The organism is Pseudomonas sp. D1-36 (assembly GCF_051132205.1).
Lineage (GTDB): Bacteria > Pseudomonadota > Gammaproteobacteria > Pseudomonadales > Pseudomonadaceae > Aquipseudomonas.
On sequence record NZ_CP071674.1, the window covers coordinates 5,373,999 to 5,391,854 of the forward strand.

Consider the following 17,856-nt stretch of genomic DNA (forward strand, 5'->3'; position numbering starts at 1 on the left):
ATTGCTCCTGTTGCCGCCCTCCCGGGGACGGCGACAACCGGAGCGTGCTTCAAGCCGGCTTATTTGCCGGATTTGATCTTGGTCCAGCTGCGGGTCAGGATCCGCTGGGTCGCCGACGGCAGGTCGGCGATGGCGTACAGCTTGGCCTTCACTTCGTCCGATGGGTAGATGCTCGGGTCACCGGAGATTTCCTTGTCCACCAGCGCGGTGGCGGCCTTGTTGCCGTTAGGGAAACGCACGTTGTCGGTGATCTCAGCCATGATTTCCGGCTGCATGATGAAGTTCATCCACTTGTAGGCGGCTTCGACGTTTTCGGCATCTTTTGGAATGGCGACCATGTCGTAGAACGAACCGGCACCTTCCTTCGGAATGGTGTAGGCCACTTTCACCTTGCCGCCAGCTTCAGCCGCACGGCTCTTGGATTGCTCGATATCACCCGAGTAACCCACGGCCACGCAGATGTTGCCGTTGGCCAGGTCCGAAATGTACTTGGAAGAGTGGAAGTAACCGATCGATGGGCGCAGCTTGAGGAACAGTGCTTCGGCTTCGGCCAGTTGCTTCTTGTCCTGGCTGTCGGTCGGGTAGCCGAGGTAATGCAGAGCCACGGGAATCATTTCGGTTGGCGAATCGAGGAAGCTCACGCCGCAGCTCTTGAGCTTGGCAATGTTCTCGGGCTTGAGCAGCACGTCCCAGGAGTCGATCTTGTCGACGCCCAACGCGGCCTTGACCTTCTCGGGGTTGTACCCGATGCCGATGGTGCCCCACATGTACGGAAACGCGTGCTTGTTGCCCTGGTCGCTGGCATCGCCGACGGCCTTGAGCAGGTCGGGGTCCAGGTTCTTCCAGTTCGGCAGCTTGGACTTGTCCAGCTCCTGGTAGACGCCGGCCTTGATCTGCTTGGCGAGGAAGTTGTTCGACGGCACCACGACGTCATAGCCGGATTTGCCGGCCAGCAACTTGGCTTCCAGCGTCTCGTTACTGTCGAATACGTCGTAGACGACCTTGATCCCCGTTTCCTTCTCGAACTTGGCGACCGTGTCCGGCGCGATGTAGTCGGACCAGTTATAGACGTGCAGCACCTTGTCGTCCGCCTGGACGGCGCCCGCCATCACGCCCATCAGGGACATGGCGAGGAGGGTCTTGCCAGCTAACTTCATACCTAATGTCTTCATGCCTAATGCCTTCATGAAAAGTGCTCCAGTTATTCTTCTTGGCCACGGTTGCGTAGCCGGCTCTCTGGCAACTTGAACAGCGGGGGTAGTCTGGCAAGTTACAGGGCAAGCTTTCAACAAAAGCCCAGCCTTTTGTTCACGCTGGGCGAGGCCCATGCCGGCACCTCGCTCAGAGCCTAGCACTTAGCCCTGCAACGCACTGAGCGTCAGGTCCAGGCATTGCCGCGCCTTGGCCACCAGTTCGTCGATCTCGGCCTTGCTGATCACCAGCGGTGGCGCAATGATCATGGTGTCGCCCACGGCGCGCATGATCAGCCCATTATCGAAGCAGAACTGCCGGCAGATCATGCCCACGCCCTTGCCTTCGTAACGCTTGCGCGTGGCCTTGTCCTGGACCAGCTCGATCGCCCCCAGCAAACCGACGCCGCGCACTTCACCCACCAGCGGATGATCGTTCAGTTCCCGCAGACGTTGCTGCAAATAGGGTGCCGTCTCGCCGTGGACACGCTCGATGATCTTCTCGTCGCGCAGGATCCTGATATTTTCCAGGGCCACTGCCGCAGCCACCGGATGGCCGGAGTAGGTGAACCCGTGGTTGAAGTCGCCGCCTTCGTTGAGCACCGCGACCACGTCGTCGCGCACGATCAGGCCACCCATGGGGATGTAGCCGGAGGTCAGGCCCTTGGCGATGGTCATCATGTGTGGTTTCAACCCGTAATGGTCGGTACCGAACCACTCGCCGGTGCGCCCGAAACCACAGATGACCTCGTCGGCCACGAAGAGGATGTCGTACTTGGCGAGGATTTCCTTCATGCGCGGCCAGTAGCTGTCCGGCGGCACGATCACGCCACCGGCGCCCTGGATCGGCTCGGCGATGAACGCACCGACGTTATCCACGCCGATCTCGAGGATTTTTTCTTCCAGCTGATTGGCCGCCCAGATGCCGAACTCTTCAGGGCTCATGTCGCCGCCTTCACCGAACCAGTACGGTTGGGCGATGTGGACGATGCCCGGGATCGGCAGGTCGCCTTGCTCGTGCATGTAAGTCATGCCGCCCAGGCTCGCGCCGGCCACGGTCGAACCGTGATAACCGTTCTTGCGACTGATGATGACTTTCTTGCTCGGCTGGCCCTTGATCGCCCAGTAGTGGCGGACCATGCGCAACATGGTGTCGTTGCCTTCGGAGCCAGAGCCGGTGAAGAACACGTGGTTCATGCCTTGCGGCGCGATATCGGCGATGGCCTTGGACAATTCCAGCACGGGCGGGTGAGCGGTCTGGAAGAAGAGGTTGTAGTACGGCAGCTCACGCATCTGTTGGCTGGCGGCGTCCGCCAGTTCATCGCGACCGTAACCAACGGCCACACACCAGAGGCCGGCCATGCCGTCGAGAATCTTGTTGCCTTCACTGTCCCAGAGGTACACGCCCTTGGCGTGGGTGATGATGCGCGGGCCTTTCTCTTTCAGTTGCTTGAAGTCGCTGAACGGTGCCAGGTGATGATCGCTGCTAAGAGCCTGCCATTCGCGAGTTTGCGGGTTGTTGCGGGTCATGCGAATTCTCCTTTATTCCATGAGGGCGGGGCCTATGGCAGCCCCGCCCGGCGCATCAGACGGCAAAGAGCAGGAATTCCCGCTCCCACGAACTGATGACGCGCTTGAAGTTTTCATGCTCGGCCCGTTTGACCGCGACGTAGCCCGTGATGAATTTCTTGCCCAGGTACTTCTCGATGGTGGTGCTGTTCTCCATGCGTTCCAGGGCGTCTTCGATGGTCAGCGGCAGGCGCAGGTTGCGGCGCTCATACCCTCGACCCACCACCGGCGCGCTCGGGTTGATGCCTTCGACCATGCCGATGTAGCCGCACAGCAGGCTGGCGGCAATCGCCAGGTACGGGTTGGCGTCGGCGCCCGGCAGGCGGTTTTCCACCCGACGGTTCTGCGGCCCGGCATCCGGCACCCGCAGGCCCACGGTGCGGTTCTCTTCGCCCCACTCCACGTTCACCGGCGCCGAGGTGTCGGGCAGGAAGCGGCGGAACGAGTTGACGTTGGGTGCAAACAGCGGCAACAGCTCAGGGATGAATTTCTGCAGGCCACCGATGTGGTGCAGGAACAGATCGCTCATGGTCCCGTCTTCATTGGAGAAGACGTTCTTGCCTGTTTCCTTGTCGATAATGCTCTGGTGCAGGTGCATGGCGCTGCCCGGCTCGCCGGTCATGGGCTTGGCCATGAACGTGGCGGCCACGTCGTGCTTGAGCGCGGCCTCGCGCATGGTGCGTTTGAACACCAGGATCTGGTCGGCCAGGGACAGCGCATCGCCGTGACGGAAATTGATTTCCATCTGCGCGGTGCCGTCCTCGTGGATCAGCGTGTCGAGGTCCAACTCCTGCAATTCGCACCAGTCATAGACGTCTTCGAACAGCGGGTCGAATTCGTTGGCCGCTTCGATCGAGAACGACTGGCGACCGGTTTCCGGCCGGCCGGAGCGGCCGATCGGTGGTTGCAGCGGAAAGTCCGGGTCGTCGCTGCGCTTGGTCAGGTAGAACTCCATCTCCGGCGCGACAATCGGCTGCCAGCCCTTGTCCGCGTAGAGCTTGAGCACCTTCTTCAATACGTTGCGGGGCGACAGCTCGATGGGGTTGCCCTGCTTGTCGTAGGAGTCATGGATCACTTGAGCGGTGGGCTCGATGGCCCAGGGCACCAGGAAGACTGCGTTTTCGTCCGGGCGGCACATCATGTCGATGTCGGCAGGGTCGAGCAGTTCGTAATAGATGTCGTCTTCGACATAGTCGCCCGTTACGGTCTGGAGCAGGACGCTCTCGGGCAGGCGCATGCCTTTTTCGGCAATGAACTTGTTGGTCGGCGAAATCTTGCCCCGGGTGATGCCGGTCAGGTCGCCAATCATGCATTCGACTTCTGTGATCTTGTGGTCTTTCAACCAATCGGTGAGCTGGTCGAGGTTGTTACTCATAAATGCCTCTAGGCGTGAGTTTCCTGGCTGCTATTAGTAGTCAGGCGTTGTTTGACGCATCGGCGTCGCGTTGTGTTGCCCTTGCTCGGCAGGCATCGCCAAATGCCTGGAAAATCGCAAGATAGTTCGGATTAGAGCCTACCGCCCATTCCGGGTGCCATTGCACACCTAAAGCAAAAGCCTTGCCTTGTACAACCGAGACGGCTTCGATCAGGCCATCCGGCGCCAGCGCTTCAACCCGCAGCCCCGGTGCCAGGCGCTCGATGCCCTGGCTGTGAATCGAGTTGACCTCAATGTTCGGCGGCAGGCCCAGGGCCGCGAGGACCCCGCCTGGCTGGACATGCACGGCATGGGCGGGGCCGTATTGAATGTCCACCGGCTGGGTGTCGTCTTCACGATGATCGATGAAGGTTCCGACTTCATGAACTTTCTGATGCAGGCTGCCGCCAAAGGCTACGTTCACCTCCTGGAAACCCCGACAGATGCCCAGCACCGGAACGCCCGCATCGACGGCAGCGCGTATCAGTGGAAGGGTAATGGCATCCCGTGCAGGATCATGGGCAGTGCCTGGCGCGCTAGCCGGGCCTTGATAGTGAAAAGGTTCTACATTGGAAGGAGAGCCGGTAAAAAGAATACCGTCCAGGGCGTCCAGAATATCGGACGGTGCGAACAGATCCGCCAGGGAGGGAATCAGCACTGGCAAACCCTTGGCGGCTGTTGCGACAGCCCGGGCATATTTGTCGCCAGTGGTGTGATACGCATGCAAACCGATCTGCCTGGAGCAGGTGGTGACGCCGATTAACGGCAGGCGAGACATGAAGCACCCCGGTATTATTGCTGTTATGGGTTTGAATCGAGCTTAGCCTTGTTCATTTTTTTACACAACACCCCCGTAAAAAATACAACACGGCACGCTCAAGCCTGCGGGCGCGAAGGCCCTCAAAGGAAAAAAAACGCCCCAAACTGCCTCAAAAATGCCCCTCGGGTGCTTTTTTAGGGCACAAAAGGCCCAGCTTGACTTCGGCATGCCGTTCGGGTTGACTGGCTTTCGAAGAGATCAATGATTGATATTTTTAACAACAAAGGTGTTGCATCATGTCGGTACCCCCGCGTGCCGTTCAGCTTAACGAAGCGAACGCGTTCCTTAAGGAACATCCTGAGGTTCTGTACGTTGACCTTCTGATTGCGGATATGAATGGTGTGGTGCGCGGCAAGCGCATCGAACGCACCAGCCTCCACAAGGTTTACGAGAAAGGCATCAACCTGCCGGCCTCTCTATTTGCCCTGGATATCAACGGCTCGACGGTGGAAAGCACCGGCCTGGGCCTGGACATCGGCGATGCGGACCGCATCTGCTATCCCATCCCCGGCACCCTGAGCAATGAACCCTGGCAGAAGCGCCCGACCGCGCAACTGCTGATGACCATGCACGAACTCGAAGGCGACCCGTTCTTCGCCGACCCTCGGGAAGTCTTGCGCCAGGTCGTGACCAAGTTCGACGAATTGGGCCTGACCATTTGCGCGGCATTCGAGCTGGAGTTCTACCTGATCGACCAGGAGAACGTGAACGGCCGTCCGCAACCACCCCGCTCACCGATCTCCGGCAAACGCCCGCATTCGACCCAGGTCTACCTGATCGATGACCTGGACGAATACGTCGATTGCCTCCAGGACATCCTCGAAGGGGCCAAGGAGCAAGGCATTCCCGCCGACGCCATCGTCAAGGAAAGCGCCCCGGCGCAGTTCGAAGTGAACCTGCACCACGTGGCCGACCCGATCAAGGCCTGCGACTACGCGGTACTGCTCAAGCGCCTGATCAAGAACATTGCCTACGACCATGAAATGGACACCACCTTCATGGCCAAGCCGTATCCGGGCCAGGCGGGCAACGGCCTGCATGTCCACATCTCGATCCTGGACAAAGACGGCAAGAATATCTTTGCCAGCGAGGATCCCGAGCAGAACGCCGCGCTGCGTCACGCGATCGGCGGTGTGCTCGAGACCCTGCCCGCGCAGATGGCTTTCCTCTGCCCGAACGTCAACTCCTATCGTCGTTTCGGCGCGCAATTCTACGTGCCGAACTCGCCGTCCTGGGGCCTGGACAACCGCACCGTGGCCTTGCGCGTGCCGACCGGCTCAGCCGATGCCGTGCGCCTGGAACACCGGGTTGCCGGCGCCGACGCCAACCCGTACCTGCTGATGGCCTCCGTGCTGGCGGGCGTTCACCACGGCCTCGTCAACAAGATCGAGCCCGGCGCGCCGGTCGAAGGCAACAGCTACGAGCAGAACGAGCAGAGCCTGCCGAACAACCTGCGCGATGCCTTGCGCGAACTTGACGACAGCGAAGTCATGGCCAAGTACATCGACCCGAAATACATCGATATCTTCGTGGCCTGCAAGGAAAGTGAGCTGGAAGAGTTCGAACATTCCATCTCCGACCTTGAATACAACTGGTACCTGCATACCGTGTAAGCGGTTGCGGTAAAAAAGAAACGCCGCAGACCTTATGGCCTGCGGCGTTTTTTTATGTCTGGGCGGGTGGCCGCCTTCGGCCGATCGCGAGCAAGCTCGCTCCCACAGGGATTTTCAGCGCACATGATTCAAGGGGCACCGCACACTCAATGTGGGGGCGAGCTTGCTCGCGATGACGGCCTGGCAGACAACACAAGAACCGACTCGTACAATGCCCGCCAGCCCCGCAGGAGACGTCCATGACGCGCATCGCCACCCCTCGCAAACCTCGCGCACGCAGCCAGGCCCGGATCGACTCGATCCTCGATGCCGCCCGTACGCTGCTTGCCGCCGAAGGCGTGGCCAGCCTGTCGATCTACAGCGTCGCCGAACGCGCGGGGATCCCGCCCTCCTCCGTCTACCACTTCTTTGCCAGCGTCCCGGCACTGCTCGAAGCCCTGACTGCCGACGTTCACGCCGCCTTTCGCGCCTGCCTGCAAGCACCGATCGACCATGGCGCGCTGAACCATTGGCACGACCTGTCGCGGCTGGTGGAACAACGGATGCTGGTGATCTACAGCGAGGACGCCGCCGCTCGGCAACTGATCCTGGCCCAGCATGGCCTCACCGAAGTCACCCAGGCTGACCGCCAGCACGACCTGGAACTGGGCGCGTTGATGCACACCGTGTTCGCCCGGCATTTCGAGCTGCCGACGCTCCCCTCCGACGTCGACGTATTCGCCCTGGCCATGGAATTGGGCGACCGCGTCTATGCCCGCTCGGTCCAGCAACAGGGCCAGATCACTCCGCGAATGGCTGAAGAAGGCATGCGTGTGTTTGACGCGTACCTGGGGCTGTATCTGCCACCGTATCTGCCCAAGCGCCCTGATTGATCGTGCCCACGCTCCGCGTGGGAACGATAAGCCCCGAAGGGCTCACGCCGTCCGGGGCCCGGGGTAAAACACGGTTCACAACTTGGCGATCGACACCTCGGTGGATTTGACGAAGGCAATCACTTCGCTGCCGATCGCCAACTCCAACTCCTTGACCGAACGCGTGGTGATGACCGACGTGACGATGCCCGAAGCGGTCTGCACATCGATTTCCGACAGCACGTCGCCTTCGACGATTTCCTTGATGGTGCCTTTGAACTGGTTGCGTACGTTGATGGCTTTGATGGTCATGGTGTCGATTCCTGTCTGGATGAAGTTATTGCGCCCAACGCAACTGCGTGGGCAAGGGTGAAACGGGTTCGGGTTCCGGCGGTTGGCCGGGCAAGGACAGCACACGGTTGAGGACTTCGGTTTCCAGGCTCGCCAGGCGATGCGAGCCGCGAGCACGGGGGCGTGGCAGGTCGATGGCCAGGTCGAGACCGATCTGGCCGTCCTCGATCAGGATGACCCGATCGGCAATCGCCACTGCTTCGCTGACGTCATGGGTCACCAGCAGCACGGTAAAGCCGTGTTGCTGCCACAGACGCTCGATCAGTTGCTGCATTTCTATCCGGGTCAAGGCATCGAGCGCGCCCAAGGGCTCGTCCAGCAACAACAGGCGCGGTTGATGGATCAGCGCGCGAGCCAACGCCACCCGTTGCTTCTGGCCGCCGGACAACGCCGCCGGCCATTCATGGGCACGATCCGCCAGGCCTACGGCATCGAGCGCCTGCAAGGCTTGTGGCCGCCAGTTGCCCTTCAGGCCAAGGCCGACGTTGTCGATGATCTTCTTCCAAGGCAGCAGACGCGCTTCCTGGAACATCAGCCGAGTGTCTTCTCGCGCGGCGCTCAGCGCTGCCGAGCCGGCCAGCAACTGGCCGCCCGAGGGCTGATCCAACCCGGCCAACAAACGCAGCAAGGTGCTTTTACCGCAGCCACTGCGCCCCACTACCGCGACGAACTGCCCAGCCGGGATATGCAGGTCGATGTCACGCAATACCTGTCGCGAGCCAAACGTCTTCTGAAGATTGCGCACCGCCAGCGGAATGCCTCGCAGCAGGCGCGGTGGTTGTTGGGCGGTCATGCGACACCTCCCTTGTTCACTTGGTAGGCCGGATGCCAGCGCAGCCAGACCCGTTCAAGGCCACGGGCGGCGAGGTCAGCCAGCTTGCCAAGCACGGCGTACAGAAGAATCGCCAGCACCACCACATCGGTTTGCAAGAATTCCCGGGCATTCATCGCCAGGTAACCGATGCCGGAACTGGCCGAGATGGTTTCCGCCACGATCAGCGTCAACCACATGAAGCCCAGGGCGAAACGCACACCCACGAGGATCGAAGGCAAGGCGCCCGGCAGGATCACCTGGCGAAACAGGCTGAAACCGGACAAGCCGTAGCTGCGGGACATTTCCACCAGCGCCGGGTCGACGTTACGGATCCCGTGGTAAGTGTTGAGGTAGATGGGAAACAGCGTGCCCAGCGCCACCAGGAAAATCTTCGCCGACTCGTCGATGCCGAACCACAGGATCACCAGCGGAATCAATGCCAGGTGCGGCACGTTCCGCACCATCTGCACAGAGCTGTCCAGCAGCCGCTCGCCCCACTTCGACAGGCCGGTGATAAAGCCCAGCGCGAGGCCGATGCCGCCGCCGATCAGGAAGCCGACCGCCGCGCGCCAACCGCTGATCGCCAGGTGAGTCCAGATCTCGCCGCTGCGCACCAGGCTCACGCCAGCCTCGATCACTGCCACTGGCGCCGGCAGGATCCGCGTGGAGAGCCAGCCGGCCGATACCGACAATTGCCACACCGCCAATAACAGCAGCGGCACCGCCCACGGCGCCAGGTTGTGGATAACTTTCTTCATGGCCGCCTCAACTCTGGGACGCGGCTTTGGGCAGAATGTCGTTGGCGACCATCTCACCGAACGGGCTCACGTAGCCCTGGCTTTTCGGCAATTGCGGGCGTTCCACGTCCAGGTGCGGAAACAGCAGCTCCGCCACCCGATACGACTCTTCCAGGTGTGGATAACCCGAGAAGATGAACGTGTCGATGCCCAAGTCGGCGTACTCCTTCACCCGCGCGGCCACGGTCGGGCCATCGCCCACCAGCGCCGTCCCGGCACCGCCGCGAACCAGGCCGACACCGGCCCACAGATTGGGGCTCACCTCCAGTTTGTCGCGGCGACCGCCGTGCAGCGCGGCCATCCGCTGCTGACCCACCGAGTCGAAGCGCGCGAGGGAGGCCTGGGCGCGAGCGATGGTTTCGTCGTCCAAATGGGAGATCAAGCGGTCGGCCGCTTGCCAGGCTTCGGCATTGGTTTCCCGCACGATCACATGCAGGCGAATGCCGAAGCGCACGGTGCGTCCTTGCTTTGCGGCCTTGGCCCGCACCTGTTGGATTTTTTCGGCGACGGCTGCGGGCGGTTCGCCCCAGGTCAGCACCATTTCCACCTGCTCGGCGGCCAGGTCCTGGGCAGCTTCCGACGAGCCACCGAAGTACAGCGGCGGGCGCGGTTGCTGGATCGGCGGATAGAGCAGCTTGGCGCCCTTCACGCTGATGTGTTCGCCGTCGTAATCCACGGTCTCGCCTTCCAGCACCCGGCGCCAGATCCGGGTGAATTCCACCGAGGCCTGGTAGCGCTGTTCGTGATCGAGGAACAGCCCGTCGCCGGCCAGTTCGTCCGGGTCGCCGCCAGTGACCAGGTTGAACAGCGCGCGTCCTCCCGAGAGTCGATCCAACGTCGCGGCCTGACGCGCCGCCACCGTCGGGGAAATGATCCCGGGCCGCAGGGCTACCAGGAATTTCAAGCGCTGGGTCACCGGAATCAGGGAAGCGGCCACCAGCCAGGAGTCTTCGCAGGAACGCCCGGTAGGAATCAGCACGCCGCCGAAACCCAGTCGATCGGCCGCCTGGGCAATTTGTTGCAAGTAACCATGATCGACGGCGCGGGCGCCTTCAGCGGTGCCAAGGTAATGGCCGTCGCCGTGGGTGGGCAGGAACCAGAAAATATTAAGGCTCATGGAGTGGTCTCCTAAGGGATCGAATTACTGCGCGTTCGCAACGGCCGCCCGCGGCGTCCAGATCACGTCCTTGATACTCAAGGGCTTGGGAATCAATTTGAGCTGGTAGAAGCTGTCGGCGATTTTCTGCTGCGCCGCGACGACTTCCGGCGTCAGGAACAACGCCCCGTAGCCTTGCCGCTTGACCGAGGTAAGCGTGATATCGGCAGGCAAGCCGAGCAGCGGCGAGACCTGCCGCGTCACGTCTTCAGGATTGGCCCTGGACCACTCCCCTACCGCCCGCACCTCTTCCACCAGAGCCGTAATCACCTGGGGATTTTTCTGCGCATAGGGTTTGGTGGCGAGGTAGAACTGGTGGTTGTCGACGATGCCTTTGCCGTCACGCAGGGTGCGCGCCTGCAATTGCTGCTCAGCGGCGGCCTGGTACGGATCCCAGATCACCCAGGCGTCCACGCTGCCTCGTTCGAACGCCGCGCGGGCATCGGCCGGTGGCAGGAAAACCGTCTGGACGTCGGTGTATTGCAGGCCCGCATCTTCCAGCGCCCGTACCAGCAGGTAATGGACGTTGGAGCCTTTGTTCAGCGCGATTTTCTTGCCCTTGAGATCCTGCACCGATTGGATCGGCGAGCCCTTGGGCACCAGGATCGCTTCACTGTTGGGAGCCGGCGGTTCGTAGGCCACATAGAGCAGGTCCGCGCCGGCTGCCTGGGCAAACACCGGCGGGGTTTCGCCGGTCACGCCAAAATCGATGGAGCCGACGTTCAAGCCTTCAAGCAGTTGCGGGCCGCCAGGAAACTCGGTCCATTGCACGTCCACGCCTTGGGCGGCGAGGCGTTTTTCCAGGGTGCCCTTGGCCTTGAGCAGCACCAAGGTGCCGTACTTTTGATAACCGATCCGCAAGGTTTCGGCTTGAGCCTGGGTGATGACGCCGAAGGACACAGCCGCAGCAAACAGAGCGACCAGCCCGCGACGCAAAATGACAGTGCGCATGGCGCCTCTCCTTTTTGCTATGGGGTTTTGGCTGCACCTGCTGGGCCGTTGGCGGCTGAGTAAGGTGGAGTTGAATCAGGGATGTAGCGCGTCAAATGCTCCAGCGAGCACTCAACAGACGTTCGTTCAGTACGCTGGGATCCAACGGTTTGGGCCGACGGGCCATGGCGCTGTAGAACTGCTCCAGCGCTTCATCCAGGCGCTGTTGCAAGGCAGGCGTCAACCGCGCTTGAGCGCTGCCTTCGCCGTAGGCTATCTGGTTGTCTTCAGCGAAGATCCCATGGAGCATCTCCTGGGCCTTGAGCGCCGACAGCACCGGCTTGAGGGCATAATCCACCGCCAGCATGTGGGCGATGCTGCCACCTGTCGCCATGGGCAACACCACCTTGTGGGCCAGGGCCCGTTCCGGCAGCAGATCAAGGACGGTCTTCAACGCACCGGAAAAAGACGCCTTGTATACCGGCGTGGCGATCAACAGGCCATCGGCGTTTTCGATCTGTGCCAGCAGGTCTACCACCTTGGGACTGTCGAAGCGGGCATGGAGCAGATCCTCGGCCGGGAAGTCCCGTACCTGATAACTCACCACTTCCACACCTTGATGTTGCAACCAACGTTGCGAGCGCTCCAACAGCACACCTGAACGTGAGCGCTGGCTGGGACTGCCGCCGAGCGAGACAACCAACATGCCAACCATTCCTTAAGAGTCGTGCGCGATTCGCGGTGGGCGATCTCGCTGTATGGGCCAAACCATAACAGCGCTTTTATATATCTTTAAATCATATTTATTCATTTAGTTATTCTTTACGGAGATATACGTTCTGCTTTTTTCGGCACAATAAAAAAGGCCGTCGAAACGGCCAAAATCCTTTGGTACAAATCCAGTCCTGTGGGAGCGAGCCTGCTCGCGAAGGCGGCGTACCAGTCAATATAAATGCATCTGACAGACCGCTTTCGCGAGCAGGCTCGCTCCCACAGGTTCTGCGTCAACGATTAGGTTGAGGCGTGAGGCGCAGATAGGGCTTCACGGCACGGTAGCCCTTGGGGAAGCGCTGCTTGAGTTCTTCTTCATCCTTGAGCGACGGCACGATCACCACTTCATCACCGTCCTGCCAATTGGCGGGCGTGGCGACTTTGTAGTTGTCGGTCAGCTGCAGGGAGTCGATCACCCGGAGGATTTCGTTGAAGTTGCGCCCGGTACTGGCCGGGTAGGTGATGGTCAGGCGAATTTTTTTGTTCGGGTCGATCACGAACAATGAGCGCACGGTCAAGGTGTCGCTGGCGTTGGGATGGATCAGGTCGTACAGGTCGGACACCTTGCGGTCGGCATCGGCCAGGATCGGGAAATTGACCACGGCGTTCTGGGTTTCGTTGATGTCGTCGATCCACTTGTGGTGCGAGTCCACCGGGTCCACCGACAGGGCGATGGCCTTGACGCCGCGTTTGGCGAACTCGTCCTTGAGCTTGGCAGTGAGACCCAACTCGGTGGTGCACACCGGGGTGAAGTCCGCCGGATGGGAGAACAACACGCCCCAGCTGTCGCCGAGCCATTCGTGGAAGCGAATCTTGCCGGCGCTGGAATCCTGTTCGAAATCGGGGGCGATGTCGCCGAGTCTGAGGCTCATGATGCGGCTCCTGAATGTTTTTGGAGCCCAACTGTGCACCGCTTTTCGTTGCTTTAAAAAGAATGAATACCCATTTATCTAGATCATTAAGAAATATAAAAAACTGTTCACTGGTGCCGCAGCGTATAGCGGCCCAAGATCATTCCCGAGGTTTCGAGAAGGCCTCGAGTGCTGAAAAAGAGGAGAAGGTTCGGGAAAGGCTACAGGGGTGGGCCGGACCCGAAACGCAAAAGCCCCGCCGGGCGTGATGCCGGGCGGGGCTTTTTTACTTCGCTACGTCTTACATGAAGCTGTAAGTGTAGTTGAAGATTACGCGGGTCTGATCCTGGTCGTCGCCGACACCGCCGCTGCGGTAGCTACCGTGACGCACAGTAGTACCGAAGCCTTTCAACGCGCCTTGCTGGATCACGTAATCCACACGCATGTCGCGTTCCCACTCGGAGTAATCGCTTGTGCCGCTAGCGGTCTTGACGTCGTCGCCACGCAGGTAGGCAACCGAGGCTTTCAGGCCTGGAACGCCCATGGAAGCGAAGTCGTAGGAGTACTGGCCGAAGGTGGTGTTCTCACCGGCACGGACAAAACCGTTGATCATGCTGTCGGTGAACAGGTAGAAGCTCGCACCACCAGCACCTTCAGGACGGTTGTTGCCGTCAACCACGTTGCCTTGGTTCAGGTAGACGAAGCCACCGTCATCGCCGACTTGTTGATGACCCAACAGGAAGGCACTGCCACCCAGGGTGTAGGTGAACATGGCGCTCCAGGTCTTGTTATCGACCTCGCCCGGGTTCTTGGCATAGCCACCGTTGTTGTTGAAGCGATAGCCCAGGTCACCGTTGCGGCCATCCGAACTGCTGTCGAAGTAACGCAGGTCAGTCTTGAAGGATTGACCTTCGCTGATCGGGAAAACATGGACCGCGCCCAGGAAGTGTTGCTTGTAGTAATCCTGCAGGTTCGCGTAGTAGTACTGCAGCGTCAGGTCTTTGGTGACCTTCCAATCAGCACCCGCGTAACGGAACTGGTTACTGTCCTGGGTACCGCCCGCCACGGCCAGGCCAGTGCTGTTGCTCGATGCACGGCCAGTGGCCTGCTCCAGCTGACCAGCGTTGAGCGTGACGTTGTCGATTTCCTTGGAGGTGATGGTGCCACCCTCGAAGGTCTGCGGCAGCAGGCGGCTGTCGTTGGCCACCAGGATCGGCAGGCTAGGCGCCAAGGCACCGCCCAGGTGAGCTTCGGTCTTGGAGAAAAGAGCCTTTACGTTACCGGACAAACGGCTCCACTCGTGGACCGCCGCGCCATCGGTATCGGCTGGCATATAGGAACCGTTGTTACGACCCCTGCCGCCATCGAGACGGATACCCACCAGAGCCTGGGCGTCGATACCGAAGCCAACGACACCTTGCGTGAAGCCAGACTTGTAGTCGAACTTAAGGCCGGTGCCCGTTTCGCGCAGGTCTTCACTGCCCGTCTCGTGGTTGTCGTTGTTGAAGTACAGCGTACGGGAACTGACCGACGCCTTGCTGTCTTCGATAAAACCGGCGGCGCCTGCCTGCTGCGCCAATACCCCAAAGGCCACTGCCATGGCCAAGGTAGACTTCTTCATGCTTCGCTCCTCTCGTTTTCTAATTCTTGTGTGTCTTTGGTTCCGAATCGAACGCCCGGAATCCGCGGATGCGCGATTAGCGCCAGACCGTGACTGGCAAGTCAACCGTAACCCTTTCGGCCTACGACCATGGTCTAACCCCGCGACACCGGCCCGGAGAATAAAGGATTATTTATAAATCCAAAAAGAATTGTTTCGGCAGTTTTCAGCGTTTTTTGACATATAAGTGCCATCACTGCGTCATCAAGCCGTGAAACGTCTTATCGGCGGCGCAAAGGATTACTGAATGGTGTTTTGTCGCCAGCTTTGGAGACCCGCAAAAGTCTGGCGCAGAGATGTGTTTGCGCGCCTCCTGCGCCTTCGACCCAGTCAACAACCGCTCGCGTATGCCGCGATCTTGACGGGATCCAGACTAGCTGCTCATTGTCTGAAATCAAGAAGACCGCGGTAACGCCAGTTTGCCGAATGGCTGCCTACAGGGTTTTTTCGAAGATTTTCGAATTGCGCTGGTAGTTGTAAAGCGATGCCCGGGCCGCAGGCAGGCGCTCGACGCTGCTGGGTTCGAAGCCCCGCTCACGAAACCAATGGGCCGTGCGCGTCGTCAATACGAACAACGTCTTGAGCCCCTGGGCACGGGCCCGGGTTTCGATCCGTTCCAGCAATTCATCGCCCCGGCCACCGTGGCGATACTCCGGATTCACCGCCAGACAGGCCAGTTCACCGGCATCCGAATCGGCGATCTGGTAGAGCGCCGCGCAAGCGATGATCATTCCTTCGCGCTCTACCACGCTGAACTGTTCGATCTCACGCTCCAACACCTCACGGGAACGGCGCACCAGGATGCCCTGTTCTTCCAGAGGACTGATGAGGTCGAGCAATCCGCCGACGTCTTCGATGGCCGCTTCGCGCACCACCTCGAACTGCTCCTGGGCCACCAGTGTGCCGCTGCCATCGCGAGTGAACAATTCGGCCAGCAGCGCGCCGTTTTCGGCATAGCTGACGATATGGCTGCGGGCAACACCGCCGCGGCAGGCCTGGGCCGCCGCATCCAGCAGTTCGGCTTGGTAGTCGCTGCCCAAGCGCTGCATATGGGCCGGGACCTGTTGCGGGCGCAGCTCACGGACCAGTCGGCCATCTTCGCCGATCAGGCCTTGCTCGGCGCCGAACAGCAGCAGCTTGTCCGCCGCCAGGTCGATGGCGGCCCGAGTGGCGACGTCTTCGCAGGCGAGGTTGAAGATCTCCCCGGTGGGCGAATAGCCCAACGGCGACAGCAGCACGATGGAACGCTCGTCCAGCAGGCGATTGATGCCCTTGCGATCGACCCGGCGCACTTCGCCGGTGTGGTGATAATCCACACCCTCGAGCACGCCGATCGGCCGGGCGGTGACCAGGTTCCCACTGGCGACCCGCAACCGCGAACCCTGCATCGGCGATGACGCCATGTCCATGGACAGGCGTGCCTCGATGGCGATGCGCAACTGGCCGACCGCGTCGATCACGCATTCCAGCGTCGCGGCATCGGTGATGCGCATGCCGTGATGGTAATGGGGCGTCAGGCCCCGTGCGGCCAGGCGGGTTTCAATCTGCGGGCGAGAACCATGGACCAGCACCAGGCGCACGCCGAGGCTGTGCAGCAGCACCAGGTCATGGACGATGTTGCCGAAGTTGGGGTGCTCGACCCCGTCGCCAGGCAGCATGACGATGAAGGTGCAATCGCGGTGGGCATTGATGTAAGGCGAAGCGTGACGAAGCCAATTGACGTATTCGGGCATGAACCTGGACCTGTAATAAATAACAGCCGAAAAAAGACGAAACAGAACGCACAGCGGGCTGGTGGTTATCGTCGGAACAGGCTTGGCGACACGCGCGCTCTCCTCATGTGATGGATACGGGCCCGCACGCGGGCAATTTAATCGGCCGTGGTCGGCGTCAGGCAGTAATGACCGATCAACTGACGGAGCAATTGCACGGTAGGTTGCAAACGTGACATTTCAAGGTACTCGCCCGGCTGATGAGCGCAGGCGATATCGCCAGGGCCCAACACCAGGGTTTCGCAGCCAAGGCGCTGAAGATAAGGCGCTTCGGTGCCGAACGCCACTGCTTCGGCGCGATAACCGGTCAGCCGCTCGGCTACGCGCACCAATGCGCAGTCTTCGGGCTGTTCGAACGGAGGGACTTCAGGGAACAACGGAGCGTAGTCGATCTTGACCTTATGCCGCTCGGCGATGGGGTCGAGCTTCTGCCGGATCGCCGCCCGCAGCACTTCAGGGTCCATGCCCGGAAGGGGGCGCAAGTCGAACTCCATGGAACATTGCCCACAAATTCGATTGGGATTGTCGCCGCCGTGGATGCAGCCGAAATTCAGCGTCGGTTGCGGCACGGTGAATTGTGGATTACGGAATTCACGCTGCCATTGCAGGCGCAAACCGCGCAGTTCGCCCATGGCGTCGTGCATGGCCTCGAGGGCGCTGTGGCCCAGGCTTGGGTCGGATGAATGGCCGCTGCGCCCGAGGATGTCGATGCGCTCCATCATCACGCCCTTGTGCAGGCGAATCGGTCGCAGGCCGGTGGGCTCGCCGATCACCGCAGCGCGGCCCAACGGACGACCGGCATCCGCCAGGGCCCGGGCGCCGGCCATGGAGCTCTCTTCATCGCAGGTGGCGAGGATCTGCAACGGTTGCTTGAACGGTTGGTCCAGCAGCGGCCTGACCGCCTCGATGGCCAGGGCGAAGAAGCCTTTCATGTCGCAACTGCCCAGGCCCACCCAACGCCCATCGATTTCGGTGAGCTTCAGCGGATCGGTCTGCCATAACGCGCCGTCGAACGGCACCGTGTCACTGTGGCCGGCCAGTACCAGCCCGCCAGGGCCCGTGCCGAAACTGGCCAAAAGGTTGAACTTGCCGGGGCTGACCTGTTGGATGTCGCAGCGAAACCCAAGCTCGGAGAGCCAGCCCGCCAGCAGTTCGATGACGGTGCCGTTGGACTGATCCAGCGCGGGCTGGGTGCAGCTGACCGACGGTGCAGCGATCAGGGCAGCGAATTGGTCTTTCATGGACGGCAAAGGCATCGCTGGCTCCGGACTTGCAAATTGAAGTCCATCATAGAGCC

The 17,856-nt window shown here is 60.8% G+C and carries 16 protein-coding genes; 2 read left to right on the top strand and 14 right to left on the bottom strand.

Annotated elements, in window-relative coordinates; genetic code table 11:
• Positions 1-59 precede the first annotated feature (59 nt).
• The 4 genes from J3P76_RS24210 to J3P76_RS24225 form a co-directional block, all read right to left on the bottom strand.
• Positions 60-1,157 carry a polyamine ABC transporter substrate-binding protein gene (locus J3P76_RS24210; RefSeq protein WP_420765174.1) on the bottom strand — a complete coding sequence of 366 codons (1,098 nt, stop codon included), beginning with the start codon at positions 1,155-1,157 and terminating at the stop codon, positions 60-62.
• 198 nt (positions 1,158-1,355) lie between these two features.
• The gene (locus J3P76_RS24215; protein ID WP_434649730.1) at positions 1,356-2,720 is read right to left on the bottom strand and encodes an aspartate aminotransferase family protein; all 1,365 of its coding nucleotides are present in this window, start codon (positions 2,718-2,720) and stop codon (positions 1,356-1,358) included.
• Between the two features lie 55 nt (positions 2,721-2,775).
• The gene (locus J3P76_RS24220) at positions 2,776-4,134 is read right to left on the bottom strand and encodes a glutamine synthetase family protein (protein WP_030138097.1); all 1,359 of its coding nucleotides are present in this window, start codon (positions 4,132-4,134) and stop codon (positions 2,776-2,778) included.
• Between the two features lie 40 nt (positions 4,135-4,174).
• Positions 4,175-4,951 (bottom strand): gamma-glutamyl-gamma-aminobutyrate hydrolase family protein, encoded by a 777-nt coding sequence (locus J3P76_RS24225; RefSeq protein WP_434701325.1) that lies wholly within the window; start codon positions 4,949-4,951, stop codon positions 4,175-4,177.
• Between the two features lie 278 nt (positions 4,952-5,229).
• Here J3P76_RS24225 and J3P76_RS24230 point away from each other — a divergent pair, with 278 nt between their 5' ends.
• Both J3P76_RS24230 and J3P76_RS24235 read left to right on the top strand, forming a co-directional pair.
• A complete protein-coding gene (locus J3P76_RS24230) occupies positions 5,230-6,606 on the top strand; it encodes a glutamine synthetase family protein (protein ID WP_420765081.1) in 1,377 nt (458 codons plus the stop codon).
• Between the two features lie 239 nt (positions 6,607-6,845).
• Positions 6,846-7,478, top strand: coding sequence for a TetR/AcrR family transcriptional regulator (locus J3P76_RS24235; RefSeq protein ID WP_434701326.1), 633 nt, complete (start codon positions 6,846-6,848; stop codon positions 7,476-7,478).
• A gap of 75 nt (positions 7,479-7,553) precedes the next feature.
• On the opposite strand, the gene J3P76_RS24240 is transcribed toward J3P76_RS24235, so the two are convergent.
• From J3P76_RS24240 to argE, 10 genes are all read right to left on the bottom strand, one after another.
• A complete protein-coding gene (locus J3P76_RS24240; protein ID WP_003177394.1) occupies positions 7,554-7,769 on the bottom strand; it encodes a TOBE domain-containing protein in 216 nt (71 codons plus the stop codon).
• A gap of 25 nt (positions 7,770-7,794) precedes the next feature.
• On the bottom strand, positions 7,795-8,601 hold the full coding sequence (gene ssuB / locus J3P76_RS24245; RefSeq protein ID WP_434561733.1) for an aliphatic sulfonates ABC transporter ATP-binding protein: 807 nt from the start codon (positions 8,599-8,601) through the stop codon (positions 7,795-7,797).
• A complete protein-coding gene (gene ssuC, locus J3P76_RS24250) occupies positions 8,598-9,380 on the bottom strand; it encodes an aliphatic sulfonate ABC transporter permease SsuC (RefSeq protein ID WP_420765084.1) in 783 nt (260 codons plus the stop codon). The genes ssuB and ssuC overlap by 4 nt, the downstream gene beginning before the upstream one ends.
• 7 nt (positions 9,381-9,387) lie before the next feature.
• Positions 9,388-10,536: an FMNH2-dependent alkanesulfonate monooxygenase gene (gene ssuD / locus J3P76_RS24255; RefSeq protein WP_420765085.1), complete on the bottom strand. Its 1,149-nt coding sequence runs from the start codon at positions 10,534-10,536 to the stop codon at positions 9,388-9,390.
• A gap of 24 nt (positions 10,537-10,560) precedes the next feature.
• A complete protein-coding gene (locus tag J3P76_RS24260; RefSeq protein ID WP_434701328.1) occupies positions 10,561-11,526 on the bottom strand; it encodes a sulfonate ABC transporter substrate-binding protein in 966 nt (321 codons plus the stop codon).
• A 91-nt stretch (positions 11,527-11,617) separates the two neighbouring features.
• The gene (gene ssuE / locus J3P76_RS24265; RefSeq protein WP_434561727.1) at positions 11,618-12,211 is read right to left on the bottom strand and encodes an NADPH-dependent FMN reductase; all 594 of its coding nucleotides are present in this window, start codon (positions 12,209-12,211) and stop codon (positions 11,618-11,620) included.
• Positions 12,212-12,509: 298 nt separating this feature from the next.
• The gene (locus J3P76_RS24270) at positions 12,510-13,148 is read right to left on the bottom strand and encodes a peroxiredoxin (protein WP_304551669.1); all 639 of its coding nucleotides are present in this window, start codon (positions 13,146-13,148) and stop codon (positions 12,510-12,512) included.
• A 280-nt stretch (positions 13,149-13,428) separates the two neighbouring features.
• On the bottom strand, positions 13,429-14,748 hold the full coding sequence (locus J3P76_RS24275) for an OprD family porin (RefSeq protein ID WP_420765090.1): 1,320 nt from the start codon (positions 14,746-14,748) through the stop codon (positions 13,429-13,431).
• 473 nt (positions 14,749-15,221) lie between these two features.
• Positions 15,222-16,520 (bottom strand): amino-acid N-acetyltransferase, encoded by a 1,299-nt coding sequence (argA, locus tag J3P76_RS24280; protein WP_420765091.1) that lies wholly within the window; start codon positions 16,518-16,520, stop codon positions 15,222-15,224.
• 137 nt (positions 16,521-16,657) lie between these two features.
• On the bottom strand, positions 16,658-17,815 hold the full coding sequence (gene argE, locus J3P76_RS24285) for an acetylornithine deacetylase (protein ID WP_434701329.1): 1,158 nt from the start codon (positions 17,813-17,815) through the stop codon (positions 16,658-16,660).
• Positions 17,816-17,856 lie beyond the last annotated feature (41 nt).